Source organism: Pseudomonas sp. BF-R-01 (assembly GCF_019946615.1).
Taxonomy (GTDB): Bacteria; Pseudomonadota; Gammaproteobacteria; order Pseudomonadales; family Pseudomonadaceae; genus Aquipseudomonas; species Aquipseudomonas migulae.
Genome location: NZ_JAGYFX010000063.1, coordinates 18,554 through 34,895 on the forward strand (window position 1 = coordinate 18,554; position 16,342 = coordinate 34,895).

Genomic DNA, 16,342 nt, shown 5'->3' on the forward strand with positions numbered 1-16,342 from the left:
CCCCGCCAATTGAGAGAAGCACCCCTTGAGTGAGACAGCGACCGTTGCACACGAAGACCCCCCATCCAAAACGTCAGGCGTGGGCTTGCTCGTCGCTGCTGTCGGCGTGGTTTACGGGGACATTGGCACCAGCCCCCTTTACACGCTGAAAGAGGTGTTTTCCGGCCACTACGGAGTCCAGGTCAATCACGACGGAGTGCTAGGCATTCTGTCGTTGATATTTTGGTCACTGATCTGGGTCGTCTCGATCAAATACGTGCTGTTCATCCTGCGAGCCAATAACCAGGGTGAAGGCGGCATCATGGCATTGACGGCGTTAGCCCGCCGCGCGGCAGCACCCTATCCGCATATGAGCAAGGTATTGGTGCTGCTCGGCCTGTTCGGTGCGGCACTTTTTTACGGGGACAGCATGATCACCCCGGCTATTTCGGTGCTCTCTGCGGTTGAAGGATTACAGTTGGCGTTTGACGGAATAGAGCACTGGGTTGTGCCCTTGTCAGTGATCGTGCTGGTGGCGCTGTTCCTGATACAGAAACATGGCACGGCTCGAATCGGCATCCTGTTTGGCCCGGTCATGGTGCTGTGGTTTGTGGTGTTGGGTGCGCTCGGGATCTACGGTATTTTGCAGCGCCCCGAAGTGCTGCAAGCGCTCAACCCCGCGTGGGCCGTGCAGTTCTTCGTGGCCCATCCAGGAATTGGGGTGGCAATTTTGGGTGCTGTCGTGTTGGCTCTGACCGGTGCTGAAGCGCTGTATGCCGACATGGGCCACTTTGGTCGCAAACCGATTTCTCGTGCTTGGTTCATTTTGGTGTTGCCGGGGCTGGTACTTAATTATTTTGGCCAGGGCGCCTTGATCCTGGAGAACCCCGAGGCCGTGCGCAATCCGTTCTATCTGCTCGCGCCTGGTTGGGCACTGCTGCCAATGGTCGCGCTCTCCACCCTGGCTACCATCATCGCTTCTCAAGCCGTGATCTCTGGCGCTTTCTCCCTGACGCGCCAGGCCATCCAGTTAGGGTACGTCCCTCGCATGTTTATCCAGCACACCTCCAGCCAGGAACAGGGGCAAATTTACATCGGCACGGTTAACTGGGCGTTGATGGTCGGTGTCGTGCTGCTCGTGATCGGTTTCGAGTCGTCCAGTGCCCTGGCTGCTGCCTATGGGGTGGCGGTTACGGGCACCATGTTGATCACCACCATCTTGTCTTCGGCTGTCGTCCTGCTCCTTTGGAAAACGCCGCGCTGGCTGGCCATCCCGATGCTGCTCGGTTTTCTGCTGGTCGACAGCCTGTACTTCGCGGCCAATGCGCCGAAGATTTTCCAGGGCGGTGCGTTCCCGGTGATCGCCGGCATCGGTTTGTTCATCTTGATGACCACTTGGAAACGGGGGCGGAAAATCATCGTCGAGCGGCTGGACGAGACCGCGCTGCCTCTGCCGTTGTTCATCAGCAGCATTCGTTCGCAGCCTCCTCATCGCGTACAAGGCACGGCGGTATTTCTGACGGCCAGGGCCGATGCCGTTCCCCATGCACTCTTGCACAACCTACTGCATAACCAGGTGCTGCACGAGCAAGTGGTGCTGCTCACCGTAGTGTCCGAAGACAGTCCTCGAGTGAGTGCTGATCGACGCTTTGAGGTTGAAGCCTTTGGCGAAGGGTTCTTCCGGGTCGGTCTCCACTTCGGTTTTATGGAGGAGCCTGACGTACCCATGGCCTTAAGTCTTTGTCATTTGAATGAGCTGGATTTCAGCCCAATGCGCACGACCTTTTTCCTCAGCCGGGAGACGGTGATCCCCACCAAGCGGATTGGCATGGCACGCTGGCGAGAGAGTCTGTTCGCGTTTCTGCTGAAGAACGCCAACAGCAACCTGAAGTATTTCAAATTGCCACTGAACAGGGTTATTGAACTGGGCACTCAGGTGGAGATGTAAGGACGAACGAGGCCGCCTCTGCGGCCTTTTTCTGTGCTGCACCTATTGGGCTTCAGTCCAACCAAGATAAACGGGCCTTCGCTGGTGTGGCCTATCAAAAAATCAGCTGATGCCCGAAAAGATTAGGGCAAAATTAGGGCATATTCAGGGCCGCTACAGACCGTAGCACGCCTTAGTAAAGCTCCAAGAACGCCGATATTGATGGCCTAGAGCGGACCCCAGGGAGCAGAGAAGGGGTTCGAATCCCTATCCGCGCCTCACACAAGATCCTGCCGCAAGGACCGCATTCGACCCAAAGTGGTCACCGAGCCATTGATGGGAATAACCCTCATTTTTACATCAGTGGACGTTGCTGTTGGAGAGCAGCACCGATGGTCACTTCTAATTGATTGAGTGTGTAAGGCTTATGCAGAAAAATCGTCGAGGGGGGGATCACCTGTTCATCAACGACATAGCCAGAAGTGAGAATCGACGGAATCAATGGCCATTGTTCTTTTGCCTGTCGGATGAATTCAGATCCTTGGATTCCTCCCGGAAGTCCTTGGTCTGCGATAATCAAGATGCACTCACCTTTGATTCTCACGAGGTGGGTCAAAGCTGATGCTGCGTTGTCGAAGGTCGCTGATGAAAAACCAAGTTCAGCAAGAGTTTCTTCAAACAGCATCCGCACCACCGGATTGTCCTCAATGACGATTACGTTTCCGGTTGTAGGCAATTGTTCTGCTAAGCGCGCGCTCACTTACGAGGTTCCTTCTCCAAATTGCTTATGGGTTGAAGGTTCAGTGTAAGCGCTTTTTGACCATTGCAATGTGAAAGCGAGCTTTTGGCATGGCTGGAGGGGAAGGGTTCGAGCTAAACTGACCAGCGGTCAGACGGTATGAATTGTCTGGCGTCTCCGCACTCCACCACTGAGGAGTTGTTTCTTAATGGCGGTGAACTCCGCTCCGAGGCAAAGCTAATGGCGTCGGTTGAAGGCTTCAGGATCAAATCACACGAGCTCCTGTTAGAGCTCGACGCCGCTACGATGGGAATGATGACGGTGTTTTCGTCCAAATGTGTATCGGGGCCGGACTGGGATTTTGCCAGAGGCGAACGTCCGCTATTGGGCCATTCGGGTCAGACTCCAGCTCGCGGAGAAGACACGGGATTTGGCACTCTTCAACTTGGCTATCGACAGCAAACTGCGTGCGTGTGACTTAACCAAGCTGAGAGTGCGAGATATAGCCCATAGAGAACATGTGTCGTCACGGGCCATCGTGATGCAGCAGAAAACCCAGCATCCAGTGCAATTTGAAATCACTGAGCAAACCAGAACGGTTATAGAGGCTTGGATGCATCGGGCCCACCTTAGAAGTGAGGACTTCTTGTTTCCAACCCGGCTGCACGACTCAGAACACCTATCGACCAGACAATACGCTCGAATGGTGAAAGCTTGGGTGACCGCCATTGGACTTGACCCAACCATGTACGGTACTCACACGCTAAGGAGAACCAAGGCATCGTTGATCTATCGCAGAACGAAAAACCTGAGAGCTGTCCAACTCCTGCTTGGTCATACGAAGCTTGAAAGCACCGTCAGATACCTGGGAATCGAGGTCGATGATGCCCTGGAAATGGCGGAACAGACTGAAGTCTGAGCATCCATAGTGTCAGTAGATGCTAGACCGTCGCTATTCGACCCATTGCAGCCCGTCAGTGGTTTAGCCCTCGATCTGTGCCAGGTAAGTTGTGAATTGAGAGCAAGGCTTCAAGCGGTGATGCCACGGCTAGTCCAGTGGCAACGACCTCACCAGCCCGTGCAACAACATCAAGAGTTTCGTCTTTAAACGTTACGACCCAATGTCTAGCACCTGACCACTTCCATCGGATGGCTTCTTCAGAACCAATGAGTTCGTTAAACGAATAGGGCTGGAGGCCAGATGAAACATACGGATGACGTCCCAACCCTTCGTCCCCTATGGGTGCGAGGCGATGATCAATAAGCCCGGTAAAACGCACAACCGCTACGCTTTGGTTCAAAGGTTCGAAATAGGCTAGCCAGAGCGTGCTGGACTCTATGAGAAGGGCTGGAGATTCAGGAATGCCTAGCTCGGGGGCGAGTGTCCAGATTGTCGATCGGACTTTATCCATTTTCTATCTAGGGCCATACGGAGGGAGAAAAATTATAGTAAAGCAATTTCAGCTGCTGGCCGAGTTTACACTGCTGCAACCGACAGCTTAGGTCGGGTGCGGCCTAACGTGACCGTCTGCTTCTGGCCGATGCCTGCCTGTCATGACTGGCAGGAGTTGCCGATTGTTGCCCTTGACCTTCGCTATCAAATGCCGACTTTTTTCCCACCACAGCGAATTCTTGGGCCACGAGATATCTAATGGCCAATCTGATCTGGTAGGTTACGACGCTCACAAGGATTTTTGACAGGAGGTCATGGTGGCTAAGCCAGCAGCGCGGAAAAGTGATCCATACAGTTGCCCTCTGCCGGGGCACGGTACCAACCCTATAGCATCAGGATCCTCTGACGTATTCTTCGACGGCCTTCCCGCAGCGCGTCAGGGCGACGCCTGCACTTGCGGTAGTGCGCTCTCTTCAGGGCTGTCTGCAACTGTGTTCATTAACGGCAAGAATGCGGCGACCATCGATACCGGAGGCACCCACGGCGGTATCGTGATTGGTGGTTCGAGTACAGTCATAATTGGCGATACACATACACCCTGCGAGTTTGTTCCTCCTACGCCGTTAACGGGTTTCGCGAGCTGGATCGGCTTCAGAATTCCTGCTGATGAAAGCTATGAAGGCTTATCGTGCACCGCGCATTTTGAGGATGGGTCATCACTGCCAGGTGTATTCAATAAAGACAACGCCATTAAGTTCTCGAATCCGTCCGGCCAGACTTGCGTAATGCTTAAGTTTGAAGAGCAAGCATCCGCAGAAGCTCCCTCTCTCACCGAGAGCCTATTGAACAAAATTTTAGGATAAGGACCATCCTATGACAGAGCCGTACATTGTCACCGGCAGCTATGTCGTCCAGCGTGAGCACGCCTTGCAAGACTCACCCCTCGACAGGGCGTTAGAACTGTTGGAGGGTTCTGCGCTGAGATTTTCACTGGATGCGATCTCTGATGAAAAGATCAGATCGAGCTATACCAAGAATATCAAACGCATGTCTCAGCAAGTCCGAGATGACGTGAAAGCGGGAAGGGTTTCGGCGCAAGAAGGGGTGAAGTTCAGTCATGAGATGCGAAACAAAATCATGATGGAGCATCGCAAATTCACTTCAGCGCAGGGTCTGGCGATAGTTCAGAGGAAGAAACAAGAGGGGAAGGGACTCAAAACTCTTTTGGATATATATTCTGAAAACTTGTTTCAGAAGGGTTACGACAGCCTTTCAGAAGTAGAAAAGAACAAAGTTCACTACGCTATCCTGGAATCTTCCGGCCGTGATAATGCGAAATTCACAACCGGCACCAAAAAAATGCTGATAATGGGCAAGCTTGGTGTTCTCGTGACGGCGGCTCTTGCAACCTATCAAATATTGAATGCTGACAACAAACCCAAAGAAGCAGCTCGCCAGGGCATCATTGTCGGTGCTGGTGCGGTCGGCGGTATCCTTGCGGGGATGGGCGTTAGTGCATTGTGCGGCCCTGCCGCCCCCATTTGTGCAATAGCAGTTGTCTTGGCAGGGACGATCGCCGGTGGTGTCGCAGGTGAAGCGGTGGCGAGCTCACTGGACGAAGAGTTAGAGGAGCTCACAAATTGGGACATCTTCTGACTGAACCACTACTGACAAAAGTCAGAGCCGCACTTTCCGAGCCATTCAATGATTTTCCCGTCGAATATGACTATTTGGCGAGTAAGGTGAGAGGCGTCGACCCTGAAATCCTTTACACGATCCTCTATTCAGAGGTCGCGCCGGTGTGCTTCACCAATCTCGTAGCAGCCGTGCCTCCGGTATGGACTGGGTTCGACCCCGACATACTCCGAGAATCAATAGAAGAAAGGCTGGCAGCTAGAGAACGTAGCTGGTTTCGTCGGCAGTTCGATAAAGTGCTGGTTCGCTGGCTGGAATACAACTACGCCTACATCTGGAAGGAAATCGCCAGTAGGCTTTGAACCCAAAAAGCACAATGGACTGGCGACTCGCGAACATTAGGAAACCCTGTGACCACTTCTGGCTGTTTCTGCTTATATTGATTGGCAGCTTTTGGCCGTTTTCTGACCTTCGCTTAGGGGGTGAACTGCCAGGATTTTCCTAGACGATGAGTGAGTAATTGCATGGTCAGCAAATAGTAATAGCGCGTCGATTCAGTGCGCTGGTTTAGATGGTGATTCAAAAACCATGCAAGGTGTTTTCTCTGCCAAGTCCATGGGTTGTCGCATTGCCAGCGCTCAGCGATCGCTGTTTGGATAGTCTTCGCCTGACGCAGGTGGCGTTGGCGTGTGGTGTGTGACCCGGTCAAGACGCCCGCCAGGAACAGCTCCATATCGAATGCCGTGTTCATGCTCGACCACCAATGTAAGCCGATACCACGCCGATACGGCCGTGCCCCAGCTCATAGCTGATTTGTACTCGGGCCTCCTGATCGAGGTGTCGGTTGAGCTGATAGCAATGGCCACCGTTGATAGGCGCGGGATGGTGGGTGATTTGCTCGTAACGTTCGCATGCATAGGCTGCCCGCAATTCATGGAAGCCTTTGAGGTTGTTCTTATAGAGGATGTCCCGTGCGGGGCCGACGATTCCCTGCAAGAAATCGAGGTAGCGTTCGTTCGGTGCAAGCAGGTTGCGGCTATCGTCGGGCGAGACCTTTTCGGCAAACCTCAGTGCGTCACGAATATGATCATCCTCCCTGATCCAGCGAGGTGCTGACGCGCCTGAACGGCCACCTTTGGTACCGTCCTGGATGTTGATCTTGCCGTATTGTTCGGCCTCATGCTTCAAGCGCGGAAGGTCGGCCAAAATCGCCTCGCGTAAGCGCATGCCTGTGGCTCGGGCCAGCTGCACGATGGCGGCGGCGCGCGGCAGTTGGTGTTCGCAGAGCGCCTCGACGATCCGCTTCACCTGTTCACGATCCTGGCCTTGCGGGGTTACTGTGCGGGCGGTTGTGCGCTGCAGTCCTAAAGCCTTGCTCGGACTCGACACCTTCACATACTGATCACCTCGCAGCGCGGCCATGGTCCGATTCACACTGGATAATCGGTTTTGCGCAGTCGCGATAGCGAGCTCACCTTGTTCAACTTGCTGGCGCAGATACCCGGCGTAGTCCAGCAAGGTCTGCCGATCAATTTGTCGCGCATCGTTAAACCCTGGTCCATCCTCCGACCGACACCAGCGTACAAACGCCTGCCAGCGATCACTGTGCGCCTTGACCGTGCCGTAATGCCCACCGCCGAACATGTCTTTCAACGCCTGCGGCCCGGCGTAGCTCAATTGCCGGCCATAGCCAAAATTGCGCCCATCCCGTTTACCGACCAGCGCCATGATCAAACTCCTCTCGAAGTCAAAACGTTGAAGCTTTTCCCCACGTCATCCCGCCAAGAATGTTGAGTGTTATCAGGGATCAAGGCCCCTGCGACCTGTGAGGGTTGTCCACTAACGCGGGACTGTCGGCTCTTTACGACCGGGAGCTTGGGCATCTCATGATCTGGCCTCCTGAACACCGTTACCGGTGGGCGGGTGGAGGCTGCACTGGCTGACGAGGCCAGTGCCGCGAGATCCTGAGTCAGGTGAAGGCAGTGAAGCGATGACCGGGGCATGCCTGACTGTCAGTCAGGTGCAGTCCATTCCGTAGGCTGCGGCACCATCATCTGCATCGCCGTTGCTGGTGACTTCGGTGTTTGTCACGCCGATTGTCACGAGGGGAAATGCCGCAAAGCCTTGTACGAGATGGGCTGCAGCAGCGGTAGGAGCGCCCGTCTCTTTCCGGAAGAAAGAGACGGGCGCAGGTTGGCGCAATGAAATGGCCAAGCGGATAGGTTGCTGCAGGGCAGCTACGAAGGGGTGTGAGTTGCCGCAGTGGCCACTCTGGTAGAAGTAGGCATCCATCACATCGCTGTGACTGTGCGAGCCGCCGGACGCTCATCGCACTTTGGGAGAACCACCACGGTGTGGCGTAGCCTTAAAGGTTCTGGCTACCTGAGTTGCTGTCAACGACAGCGCTTTGCCCGATCTTTTTTACGCCTGTGGATAATTCGGGTCAAGGCTCGAATTATCCGGAGTTCTGCGGCGGTGGATGAAATTATCCACCGGTGGAAATCCGTGGTTTTCCACAGACAGTTGCGTGGGCTTTAGATTTTTTAAGTGAGGTCCATCCAAGCAGGGCGGCTTTGCAGCCCTGTTTGGATGGACCCGCGTGGAAGGCTGGGCTGTGGAGATCTAACCGACTTACCAGTGTTGGAATGCGCCACGGTAGTTTTGCAAGGCGATGATGTTGTCGTCGACCGGGTCGAATTGGTGAGGCGTCACGTGATCACTGAGTCGCCGTTGAGTCTGTCTCGATAGGCAACTTTTGGAGGTGATCATCTTTGTGTGCATGGGATGCTGTTAGAGGCGGTGCAGAAGGGCGTGCGAGGAACTGATTAACGCGAGTATCAAATTGATCGCGAAGGTTGGCTGTAATGCCTTCTTTGAGGGCGTCGAGATAGTCTGCATACCACTGCATCATGATCCGACGTTGCGGCAGGTATAGGGCTTGATTGTACTCGCCAGAGATACCGCCCTCGACGTGAGCCAGCTGGCTTTCGACATGGTCCTTCAGCCAGCCATGTTCGCGCAGCAGCGTGCTTGCGGTATGACGAGTGCCATGACTGACGAGTCGTCCTTTATAGCCGATCTTGGCGAACACCAGGTTGATCGTGTTTTCACTGATGACTGGCTGCTTTTCACCATTGCCTGGGAATAGATACCGACTGCGGCCAGTGCTTTGGTTCAGTTTGGTAAGCATGGCGATCAATTGATGAGGTAGAGGGCTGACGTAGTCTCTGCGCATCTTCATGCGGGCGGCCGGGATGGTCCATATCCCTTCCTCAAAATCGATTTCCTCCCATTTTGCGTAGCGAACCATGCCGGGGCGGCTCGCTGTCAGAATTGTCATCCATGATGCAACCCTCGCTGGTAGCCGGCTGGTGGTCTTGCTTAAGGCCCGAAGAAACTCAGGTAGTTCGTGTTCGTGCAGATGTGGGTAGTGTTGAGTGGGCGGTGGGGCTATCGCAATGGCATGGAGTTCGGAGGCTGGATTGTGTTCGCACAGGCCGCGTGCAATGGCTTGACTGAAAATCTGTTTCAGCCAGGTCCGGGTCTTGTCCGCAACATTGAAGGCGCCTCGTTTTTCGATGCAGGCCTGCAGTTTTGCGCAGTCGCTTCGCGTGATGAGCTCCAGTTGCTTCTCGCCGAGAGCGGGCAGTAGATCCTTATCGAGATAGTCGCGGATCTTCTTCAGCGTCGCGCTGCTGCGGCCGGAGTCCGATTTGAATTGGTACCAGTACTCCGCGGCTCGCCTGAAGGTGTTGAGCCCGGCCTCCTGCTGTCGCAGTTTGTCATCGCGGCGTTTGGCGCCGGGGTTGGTGCCTTGCTTGAGTAGGTTGCGGCATTCTGCAGCTCGTTCACGGGCTTCCTGCAAGGAGATATGCGGATACACACCCAGTGACATGCGCGCCGCCCGCCCCTGATAGGTGTACCGGAAGTGCCAATACTTGCTGCCGTTGGGTTTCACCAGCAAGGCAAGACCCGAACTATCACTCAACGTGAACGGTCTGTCGGCAGGCTTGGACGCTTTGATTTGCAAGGCGGTCAATGGCATCGCTGTACACCTCCGGTTCTCGAACTGGAATATGTACAGAAAATGTACCAAAAAGAGGCTGGCTTGCAAGAGATGGGGGTGGAACCCCAGAGACCAAAAAGCCCGCAGTAGCGGGCTCTAGGGGTGTTACGTAGACGCTGGTAGTCGTCTATGTACTGCAAATGGTGCCCCGAGGGAGACTCGAACTCCCACTCCTTTCGAAAACGGATTTTGAATCCGCCGCGTCTACCAATTCCGCCATCAGGGCTCAATGGCGGCGAAGTATAGAGATGAGATTACCGTCGGTCAATCAGGTACATAGAGAATTTTCACTATTTCGGCTAGACTTCCGGGCCCTGCTAGACGAACCCCATCATGCGCGTTGCTGACTTTACTTTCGAACTCCCTGATTCGCTGATTGCTCGCCACCCTTTGGCCGAGCGTCGCAACAGTCGCCTGTTGACCCTTGATGGGGTCAGCGGCGCCCTGGCACACCGTCAATTCACTGATTTGCTTGAGCATTTGCGCCCGGGCGATTTGATGGTGTTCAACAATACCCGGGTGATTCCGGCGCGGCTGTTTGGCCAGAAGGCTTCCGGCGGCAAGCTGGAAATCCTGGTGGAGCGGGTGCTCGACAGTCATCGCGTGCTGGCCCATGTGCGCTCCAGCAAGTCGCCGAAGCCGGGTTCGAAGATCCTGATCGATGGCGGTGGCGAAGCCGAGATGCTGGCGCGTCACGATGCGTTGTTCGAACTGGGGTTCGCCGAAGAGGTGTTGCCGCTGCTCGACCGCGTCGGGCATATGCCGTTGCCTCCTTATATAGACCGCCCGGATGAAGGCTCGGACCGCGAGCGTTATCAGACGGTGTACGCCGAGCGCCTGGGCGCGGTGGCGGCGCCGACGGCGGGGCTGCATTTCGATCAGCCGTTGATGGAGGCGATTGCGGCCAAGGGCGTCGAGACGGCGTTCGTGACCTTGCACGTTGGCGCGGGCACGTTCCAGCCGGTGCGGGTCGAGAAGATTGAAGACCACCACATGCACAGCGAATGGCTGGAAGTAGGTCAGGACGTGGTCGATGCCGTCGCCGCTTGCCGCGCTCGCGGTGGTCGCGTGGTGGCGGTGGGGACCACTAGCGTGCGTTCGCTGGAAAGTGCCGCGCGCGATGGCGTGCTCAAGCCGTTCAGTGGCGACACTGACATTTTTATCTACCCGGGCCGGCCGTTTCATGTGGTTGATGCCCTGGTCACCAACTTCCATTTGCCCGAATCCACGCTGTTGATGCTGGTTTCGGCGTTCGCCGGTTATCCCGAAGCCATGGCCGCTTATAAAGCCGCCGTTGAGCATGAATACCGCTTTTTCAGCTACGGTGATGCGATGTTTATCACCCGTAATCCCGCACCACGTGGCCCTGAGGACAAAGAATGAGTCGCCAAAGTCGTATGTCGTTTGAGTTGCTTGCTACTGACGGCAAGGCTCGTCGCGGTCGCTTGACCTTCCCGCGCGGTACCGTCGAGACCCCGGCCTTCATGCCGGTCGGTACTTACGGCACCGTGAAGGGCATGCTGCCGCGGGACATCACCGCGACCGGCGCGGAAATCATTCTGGGCAACACCTTCCACTTGTGGTTGCGTCCTGGCACCGAAGTGATCAAGAAGCACGGCGATCTGCACGATTTCATGCAGTGGAAAGGCCCGATTCTTACAGACTCCGGCGGTTTTCAGGTGTTCAGCCTGGGCGCGATGCGCAAGATCAAGGAGGAGGGCGTGACCTTCGCTTCTCCGGTCGACGGCGCCAAAGTGTTCATGGGCCCGGAAGAGTCGATGCAGGTCCAGCGTGACCTGGGCTCGGACATCGTGATGATTTTCGACGAATGCACGCCGTACCCGGCTGACGAAGACGTCGCTCGCATATCTATGGAGCTGTCGTTGCGTTGGGCCAAGCGTTCGAAAGAAGCCCACGGCGACAACACGGCGGCGCTGTTCGGTATCGTTCAGGGCGGCATGCACCAGGATCTGCGCATGCGTTCGCTGGAAGGCCTCGACAAGATCGGCTTTGATGGCCTGGCTATCGGCGGTTTGTCGGTGGGCGAGCCGAAGCACGAGATGATCAAGGTGCTGGATTACCTGCCGGGTCAGATGCCGGCTGACAAACCTCGTTACCTTATGGGCGTTGGCAAACCGGAAGATCTGGTTGAGGGTGTGCGCCGCGGTGTGGACATGTTCGATTGCGTGATGCCAACCCGTAATGCCCGCAATGGGCATCTGTTCATTGATACTGGCGTGCTGAAGATCCGTAACGCGTTCCATCGCCATGATGATTCGCCGCTCGATCCGACCTGCGATTGCTATACCTGCCAGAACTTCTCCCGCGCTTATCTGCATCACCTGGACAAGTGCGGCGAAATGCTGGGAAGCATGCTCAATACCATCCATAACTTGCGTCATTATCAAGTGCTTATGGCTGGTTTGCGCGAGGCTATTCAACAGGGTACATTGGCCGCCTTTGTCGATGCCTTCTACGCCAAACGCGGGTTACCTGTTCCGCCTTTGGACTGAGTTTTCTGACCCCAAGATTCAACATTTGCAACTGGAGTGCTAAATGAGCTTTTTTATCTCGAATGCCATGGCTGACGCCGCTGCACCGGCCGCTGCCGGCCCAATGGGTGGCGGTTTTGAGTGGATTTTCCTGGTCGGTTTCCTGGTCATCTTCTACCTGATGATCTGGCGTCCACAGGCCAAGCGCGCCAAAGAGCAGAAGAACCTGCTGAGCAGCCTGCAAAAAGGCGACGAAGTTGTGACCACCGGCGGCATCGCCGGCAAGATCACTAAAGTGGCTGACGATTTCGTGGTTCTGGAAGTTTCCGACACCGTCGAAATGAAGTTCCAGAAAGGCGCCATTGCCGCCACGCTGCCAAAAGGCACGCTGAAAGCGATCTAAGTTTCAACTTCTACTCAATCGACGGGGCGCGCAAGGCGCCCCGCGTCATAAGCGGGCGGCGTGATGCTGAACAAATACCCTCTGTGGAAATACATTCTGATCCTGGCGGTGCTGGCGATCGGTCTGATTTATTCCGCTCCCAATCTTTATCCTGATGACCCGGCCATTCAGGTCAGCGGTGCAAGCACTGCGCTGCAGGTCAATCAGGCTGATCTGGATCGAGTGAGCGCTGCGCTCAAGGAATCCGGGATCAACGTCAAGGCGGCCACGCTGGCGACCAACGGCAAGGGCGGTCTGATTCGTCTGGTCAAGGCTGAAGACCAGTTGCCTGCCAAGGACGTCGTGCGCAAGGCGTTGGGTGATGACTACGTCGTTGCTCTGAACCTGGCACAAACCACCCCGCAATGGCTGCGCAGCCTGGCCGCGCACCCGATGAAGCTGGGTCTGGACTTGTCCGGTGGTGTGCACTTCCTGCTCGAAGTGGACATGGACAAAGCCCTCGACGCACGCTTGAAAGTGTACGAAGGCGATGTAAAGAGCCTGTTGCGTAAAGAAAAACTGCGCTATCGCAGCCTGCCGCAACTGGGCGGTGCCATTCAGCTGGGCTTCTCTGATGAAGCTTCCCGCGAACAGGCCCGTGCACTGATCCGCAAGAACTTCAACGATTTCGACATTGTTCCGGCCGACCTCAATGGTCAGGCGGTGCTGCGTCTGGCGATGACCCCGGCCAAGCTGGCGGAAATCCGCGAATACTCCATCAAGCAGAACTTGACCACGGTACGTAACCGCGTCAACGAGCTGGGTGTTGCCGAACCGATCGTTCAGCGTCAGGGCGCCAACCGCATCGTGGTTGAGCTGCCGGGCGTACAAGACACCGCAGAAGCCAAGCGTATCCTCGGCAAGACGGCCAACCTTGAGTTCCGTCTGGCTGCTGAGCCTGGCGCTTCGAAAGCCACTTCCGAATCCTTTGAGTTCCGTGAAGGCAATCGTCCTCCTGCGCTGATCGAGCGTGGCCTGATCATCACTGGCGACCAGGTAACTGACGCCAAGGCTGGCTTCGGCGAGCACGGCACGCCAGAAGTGAACATCCGTCTGGATGGCCACGGTGGCGAGCTGATGAGCCGCGCAACCCGTTCGAACGTCGGTCGCAGCATGGCGGTGATCTTCATCGAGCAGCGTCCGGTCACCACTTACACCAAGCAAGTGGTTGATGGCGTCGAAAAAGACGTGGCGGTGCAGTCGTTCAAGGAAGAGAAGAAGATCATCAGCCTGGCGACCATTCAGTCGCCGCTGGGTGCTCAGTTCCGCATCACTGGCCTGAACGGCCAGGGCGAATCGTCCGAACTGGCGCTGCTGCTGCGTGCTGGTGGTCTGGCGGCGCCGATGTACTTCGCTGAAGAACGCACCATTGGCCCGAGCCTGGGTGCGGACAACATCACCAAAGGTATCGATGCATCGCTGTGGGGCATGCTGTTCGTCTCGCTGTTCATCATCGCCATCTATCGCTTCTTCGGCATCATCGCCACCGTCGCGCTGGGTGTGAACATGGTGCTGCTGCTGGCCCTGATGTCGCTGCTGGGTGCAACGCTGACCCTGCCGGGTATCGCCGGTATCGTATTGACCATGGGTATGGCGGTCGACGCCAACGTACTGATCTTCTCGCGGATTCGTGAAGAGATCGCTGCGGGCATGACCGTACAACGGGCAATCAACGAAGGTTTCGGTCGCGCATTCACCGCGATTCTCGACGCCAACCTGACCACCTTGCTGGTGGGCGGGATCCTGTTTGCCATGGGTACAGGTCCGGTCAAAGGCTTCGCAGTGACCATGTCCCTCGGGGTTTTGACTTCGATGTTCACGGCCATCATGGTCACCCGCGCGATGGTCAACTTGATCTTCGGCGGTCGTGACTTCAAGAAGTTGTGGATTTAAGGGGCTGCCATGTTACGTACAATCAACTTCATGGGCGTTCGCAACTTCGCGTTCGGCGTCACATTGTTCCTTACTGCGCTGGCCATTTTCAGTGTCTTCCACAAGGGCATGAACTGGGGGCTGGACTTCACCGGCGGTACGCTCATCGAGCTGACCTACGAGCGTCCGGCTGACGTCACCAAGGTGCGTGAGCAGCTGATTTCGTCCGGTTATCACGAAGCCATCGTGCAGAACTTCGGCGCGACTACCGATCTGCTGGTGCGCATGCCTGGCGAAGATCCGCAGCTGGGTCACCAGGTGGCAGCGGCGTTGCAGAAGGTCGGCGGCGATAACCCGGCGACGGTCAAGCGCGTCGAGTTCGTCGGCCCGCAGGTGGGTGAAGAGCTGCGCGACCAGGGCGGCCTCGGCATGCTGATGGCGCTGGGCGGTATCCTGATCTACCTGGCGTTCCGCTTTCAGTGGAAATTCGCCGTCGGTGCGATCGTTTCCTTGATTCACGACGTGATCGTGACCATCGGTATCCTGTCGTTCTTCCAGATCACCTTCGACCTGACGGTGCTGGCGGCGGTACTGGCGATCATCGGTTACTCGCTCAACGACACCATCGTGGTATTTGACCGGGTTCGTGAGAACTTCCGTGTACTGCGCAAGGCCAGCCTGATCGAGAACATCAATATCTCGACCACGCAAACCCTGCTGCGGACCATCGCGACGTCGGTTTCCACCTTGTTGGCGATTGCGGCACTGCTGTTCTTCGGTGGTGACAACCTCTACGGCTTCTCCCTGGCGCTGCTGGTGGGTGTTCTGGCGGGTACTTATTCGTCTATCTACATCGCCAACGTGGTGTTGATCTGGCTGAATCTGAGCTCCGAAGACCTGATCCCGACGGTGAATACCGAGAAGGAAGTCGACGACCGTCCTTGAGGACTCTCTAGTCCAGAGCAGTTCCCCAGCGATGTAGTCCAAAAAGGCGCGAGTTGAACTCGCGCCTTTTTTTATGCTCCAAGGCTGGGAGAAGCACGGGTTTATCCCGCATGTGATGGTCAGGAGGTTCATGTGAACAAGTCGATGCTGGTTGGTGCTGTACTGGGTGCTGTCGGTGTGACTGCCGGGGGTGCTGTGGCCACCTACAGCCTGGTAAAAAATAACGGCCCCGAGTATGCGCAAGTACTCGCCGTTGAGCCGGTCAAGACGCAAATCAAGACTCCACGTGAAGTGTGCAAGGATGTAGCGGTCACCCGGCAAGCGCCGGTGAAAGATCAACACCAGATCGCCGGTACGGTGGTGGGTGCGCTGGCAGGTGGTCTGCTGGGTAACCAGATCGGCGGCGGCACCGGCAAGAAAATTGCTACGGTTGCGGGCGCGGTTGGTGGTGGTTACGCCGGCAACAAGGTTCAGGAGGGCATGCAGGAGCGTGACACCTACACCACGACGCAAACCCGCTGTAACACGGTGAATGACATCAGCGACAAGGTTGTTGGGTACGACGTTCGTTATTCGCTGGACGGCAAGGAAGGCAAGGTGCGGATGGATCGTGATCCGGGCAACCAGATTCCGGTGGATAAGGAAGGTAAGTTGATCCTGACGCAGAATGAACAGGCGCATTGATGAACTGATTGTCAGCCGCTGAAAAAGAAGCACCCTTCGGGGTGCTTTTTTTGTACCAAAAATTCACGCAACCCCTGTAGGAGCCGGCTTGCCGGCGATAGCGGTATAACTGTCGACATAAATGTTGAATGTCAGACCGTTATCGCCGGCAAGCCGGCTCCTACAGGG

General features: G+C 56.0%; 16 protein-coding genes and 1 tRNA gene. 11 read left to right on the forward strand and 6 right to left on the reverse strand.

Going from position 1 to position 16,342, the window contains the following annotated elements; genetic code table 11:
• Nucleotides 1–25 precede the first annotated feature (25 nt).
• Entirely contained in the window at nt 26–1,927 is a 1,902-nt protein-coding gene (locus KGB27_RS21140) for a potassium transporter Kup (protein ID WP_223556219.1), read from the forward strand.
• A 334-nt stretch (nt 1,928–2,261) separates the two neighbouring features.
• Here KGB27_RS21140 and KGB27_RS21145 read toward each other — a convergent pair whose 3' ends face one another.
• Nucleotides 2,262–2,666 (reverse strand): response regulator, encoded by a 405-nt coding sequence (locus tag KGB27_RS21145; RefSeq protein ID WP_223556221.1) that lies wholly within the window; start codon nt 2,664–2,666, stop codon nt 2,262–2,264.
• A 316-nt stretch (nt 2,667–2,982) separates the two neighbouring features.
• On the opposite strand from KGB27_RS21145, the gene KGB27_RS21150 reads away from it, so the two are divergent.
• The 4 genes from KGB27_RS21150 (at nt 2,983) to KGB27_RS21165 (ending at nt 6,035) form a co-directional block, all read left to right on the forward strand.
• Nucleotides 2,983–3,564, forward strand: coding sequence for a tyrosine-type recombinase/integrase (locus KGB27_RS21150; protein ID WP_223556223.1), 582 nt, complete (start codon nt 2,983–2,985; stop codon nt 3,562–3,564).
• Nucleotides 3,565–4,355: 791 nt separating this feature from the next.
• Nucleotides 4,356–4,901 carry a PAAR domain-containing protein gene (locus KGB27_RS21155; RefSeq protein ID WP_223556226.1) on the forward strand — a complete coding sequence of 182 codons (546 nt, stop codon included), beginning with the start codon at nt 4,356–4,358 and terminating at the stop codon, nt 4,899–4,901.
• Between the two features lie 10 nt (nt 4,902–4,911).
• On the forward strand, nt 4,912–5,694 hold the full coding sequence (locus KGB27_RS21160; RefSeq protein WP_223556229.1) for a hypothetical protein: 783 nt from the start codon (nt 4,912–4,914) through the stop codon (nt 5,692–5,694).
• Nucleotides 5,679–6,035, forward strand: a complete 357-nt coding sequence (locus KGB27_RS21165) for a hypothetical protein (RefSeq protein ID WP_223538869.1) — start codon at nt 5,679–5,681, stop codon at nt 6,033–6,035. Before KGB27_RS21160 ends, KGB27_RS21165 begins: the two co-directional genes overlap by 16 nt.
• 113 nt (nt 6,036–6,148) lie before the next feature.
• Here the strand turns inward: KGB27_RS21165 and KGB27_RS21170 are convergent, their stop codons facing one another.
• From KGB27_RS21170 to KGB27_RS21190, 5 genes are all read right to left on the reverse strand, one after another.
• On the reverse strand, nt 6,149–6,424 hold the full coding sequence (locus tag KGB27_RS21170; protein ID WP_039592138.1) for a hypothetical protein: 276 nt from the start codon (nt 6,422–6,424) through the stop codon (nt 6,149–6,151).
• Entirely contained in the window at nt 6,421–7,401 is a 981-nt protein-coding gene (locus tag KGB27_RS21175; protein ID WP_223556234.1) for an integrase domain-containing protein, read from the reverse strand. The genes KGB27_RS21170 and KGB27_RS21175 overlap by 4 nt, the downstream gene beginning before the upstream one ends.
• 288 nt (nt 7,402–7,689) lie before the next feature.
• Nucleotides 7,690–7,965: a hypothetical protein gene (locus KGB27_RS21180; RefSeq protein WP_034128031.1), complete on the reverse strand. Its 276-nt coding sequence runs from the start codon at nt 7,963–7,965 to the stop codon at nt 7,690–7,692.
• Nucleotides 7,966–8,389: 424 nt separating this feature from the next.
• Entirely contained in the window at nt 8,390–9,718 is a 1,329-nt protein-coding gene (locus tag KGB27_RS21185; RefSeq protein WP_186549085.1) for a tyrosine-type recombinase/integrase, read from the reverse strand.
• Between the two features lie 162 nt (nt 9,719–9,880).
• Nucleotides 9,881–9,965, reverse strand: a tRNA-Leu gene (locus KGB27_RS21190).
• Between the two features lie 107 nt (nt 9,966–10,072).
• On the opposite strand from KGB27_RS21190, the gene queA reads away from it, so the two are divergent.
• The 6 genes from queA to KGB27_RS21220 all read left to right on the forward strand — a co-directional run bounded on the left by queA (nt 10,073) and on the right by KGB27_RS21220 (nt 16,174).
• Nucleotides 10,073–11,122: a tRNA preQ1(34) S-adenosylmethionine ribosyltransferase-isomerase QueA gene (gene queA / locus KGB27_RS21195; RefSeq protein ID WP_008025479.1), complete on the forward strand. Its 1,050-nt coding sequence runs from the start codon at nt 10,073–10,075 to the stop codon at nt 11,120–11,122.
• A 14-nt stretch (nt 11,123–11,136) separates the two neighbouring features.
• Complete coding sequence (gene tgt, locus KGB27_RS21200; RefSeq protein WP_162130724.1) at nt 11,137–12,252, forward strand: tRNA guanosine(34) transglycosylase Tgt; 1,116 nt, start codon at nt 11,137–11,139, stop codon at nt 12,250–12,252.
• A gap of 43 nt (nt 12,253–12,295) precedes the next feature.
• Nucleotides 12,296–12,634: a preprotein translocase subunit YajC gene (yajC, locus tag KGB27_RS21205; protein ID WP_007916913.1), complete on the forward strand. Its 339-nt coding sequence runs from the start codon at nt 12,296–12,298 to the stop codon at nt 12,632–12,634.
• Nucleotides 12,635–12,697: 63 nt separating this feature from the next.
• A complete protein-coding gene (gene secD, locus KGB27_RS21210) occupies nt 12,698–14,566 on the forward strand; it encodes a protein translocase subunit SecD (RefSeq protein WP_008025484.1) in 1,869 nt (622 codons plus the stop codon).
• Between the two features lie 9 nt (nt 14,567–14,575).
• On the forward strand, nt 14,576–15,490 hold the full coding sequence (secF, locus tag KGB27_RS21215; protein WP_223556236.1) for a protein translocase subunit SecF: 915 nt from the start codon (nt 14,576–14,578) through the stop codon (nt 15,488–15,490).
• 132 nt (nt 15,491–15,622) lie between these two features.
• Nucleotides 15,623–16,174 carry a glycine zipper 2TM domain-containing protein gene (locus KGB27_RS21220; protein ID WP_008025488.1) on the forward strand — a complete coding sequence of 184 codons (552 nt, stop codon included), beginning with the start codon at nt 15,623–15,625 and terminating at the stop codon, nt 16,172–16,174.
• The last annotated feature ends 168 nt before the right edge of the window (nt 16,175–16,342 follow it).

Bases quoted from the DNA above. Each gene is read 5' to 3' on its own strand.
- KGB27_RS21160 (WP_223556229.1), top strand. From the start codon at position 4,912: ATGACAGAGCCGTACATTGTCACCGGCAGCTATGTCGTCCAGCGTGAG.
- queA (WP_008025479.1), top strand. From the start codon at position 10,073: ATGCGCGTTGCTGACTTTACTTTCGAACTCCCTGATTCGCTGATTGCT.
- KGB27_RS21175 (WP_223556234.1), bottom strand. From the start codon at position 7,401: ATGGCGCTGGTCGGTAAACGGGATGGGCGCAATTTTGGCTATGGCCGG.
- KGB27_RS21170 (WP_039592138.1), bottom strand. From the start codon at position 6,424: ATGAACACGGCATTCGATATGGAGCTGTTCCTGGCGGGCGTCTTGACC.
- KGB27_RS21185 (WP_186549085.1), bottom strand. From the start codon at position 9,718: ATGCCATTGACCGCCTTGCAAATCAAAGCGTCCAAGCCTGCCGACAGA.
- secF (WP_223556236.1), top strand. From the start codon at position 14,576: ATGTTACGTACAATCAACTTCATGGGCGTTCGCAACTTCGCGTTCGGC.
- secD (WP_008025484.1), top strand. From the start codon at position 12,698: ATGCTGAACAAATACCCTCTGTGGAAATACATTCTGATCCTGGCGGTG.
- KGB27_RS21180 (WP_034128031.1), bottom strand. From the start codon at position 7,965: ATGGATGCCTACTTCTACCAGAGTGGCCACTGCGGCAACTCACACCCC.
- tgt (WP_162130724.1), top strand. From the start codon at position 11,137: ATGTCGTTTGAGTTGCTTGCTACTGACGGCAAGGCTCGTCGCGGTCGC.
- yajC (WP_007916913.1), top strand. From the start codon at position 12,296: ATGAGCTTTTTTATCTCGAATGCCATGGCTGACGCCGCTGCACCGGCC.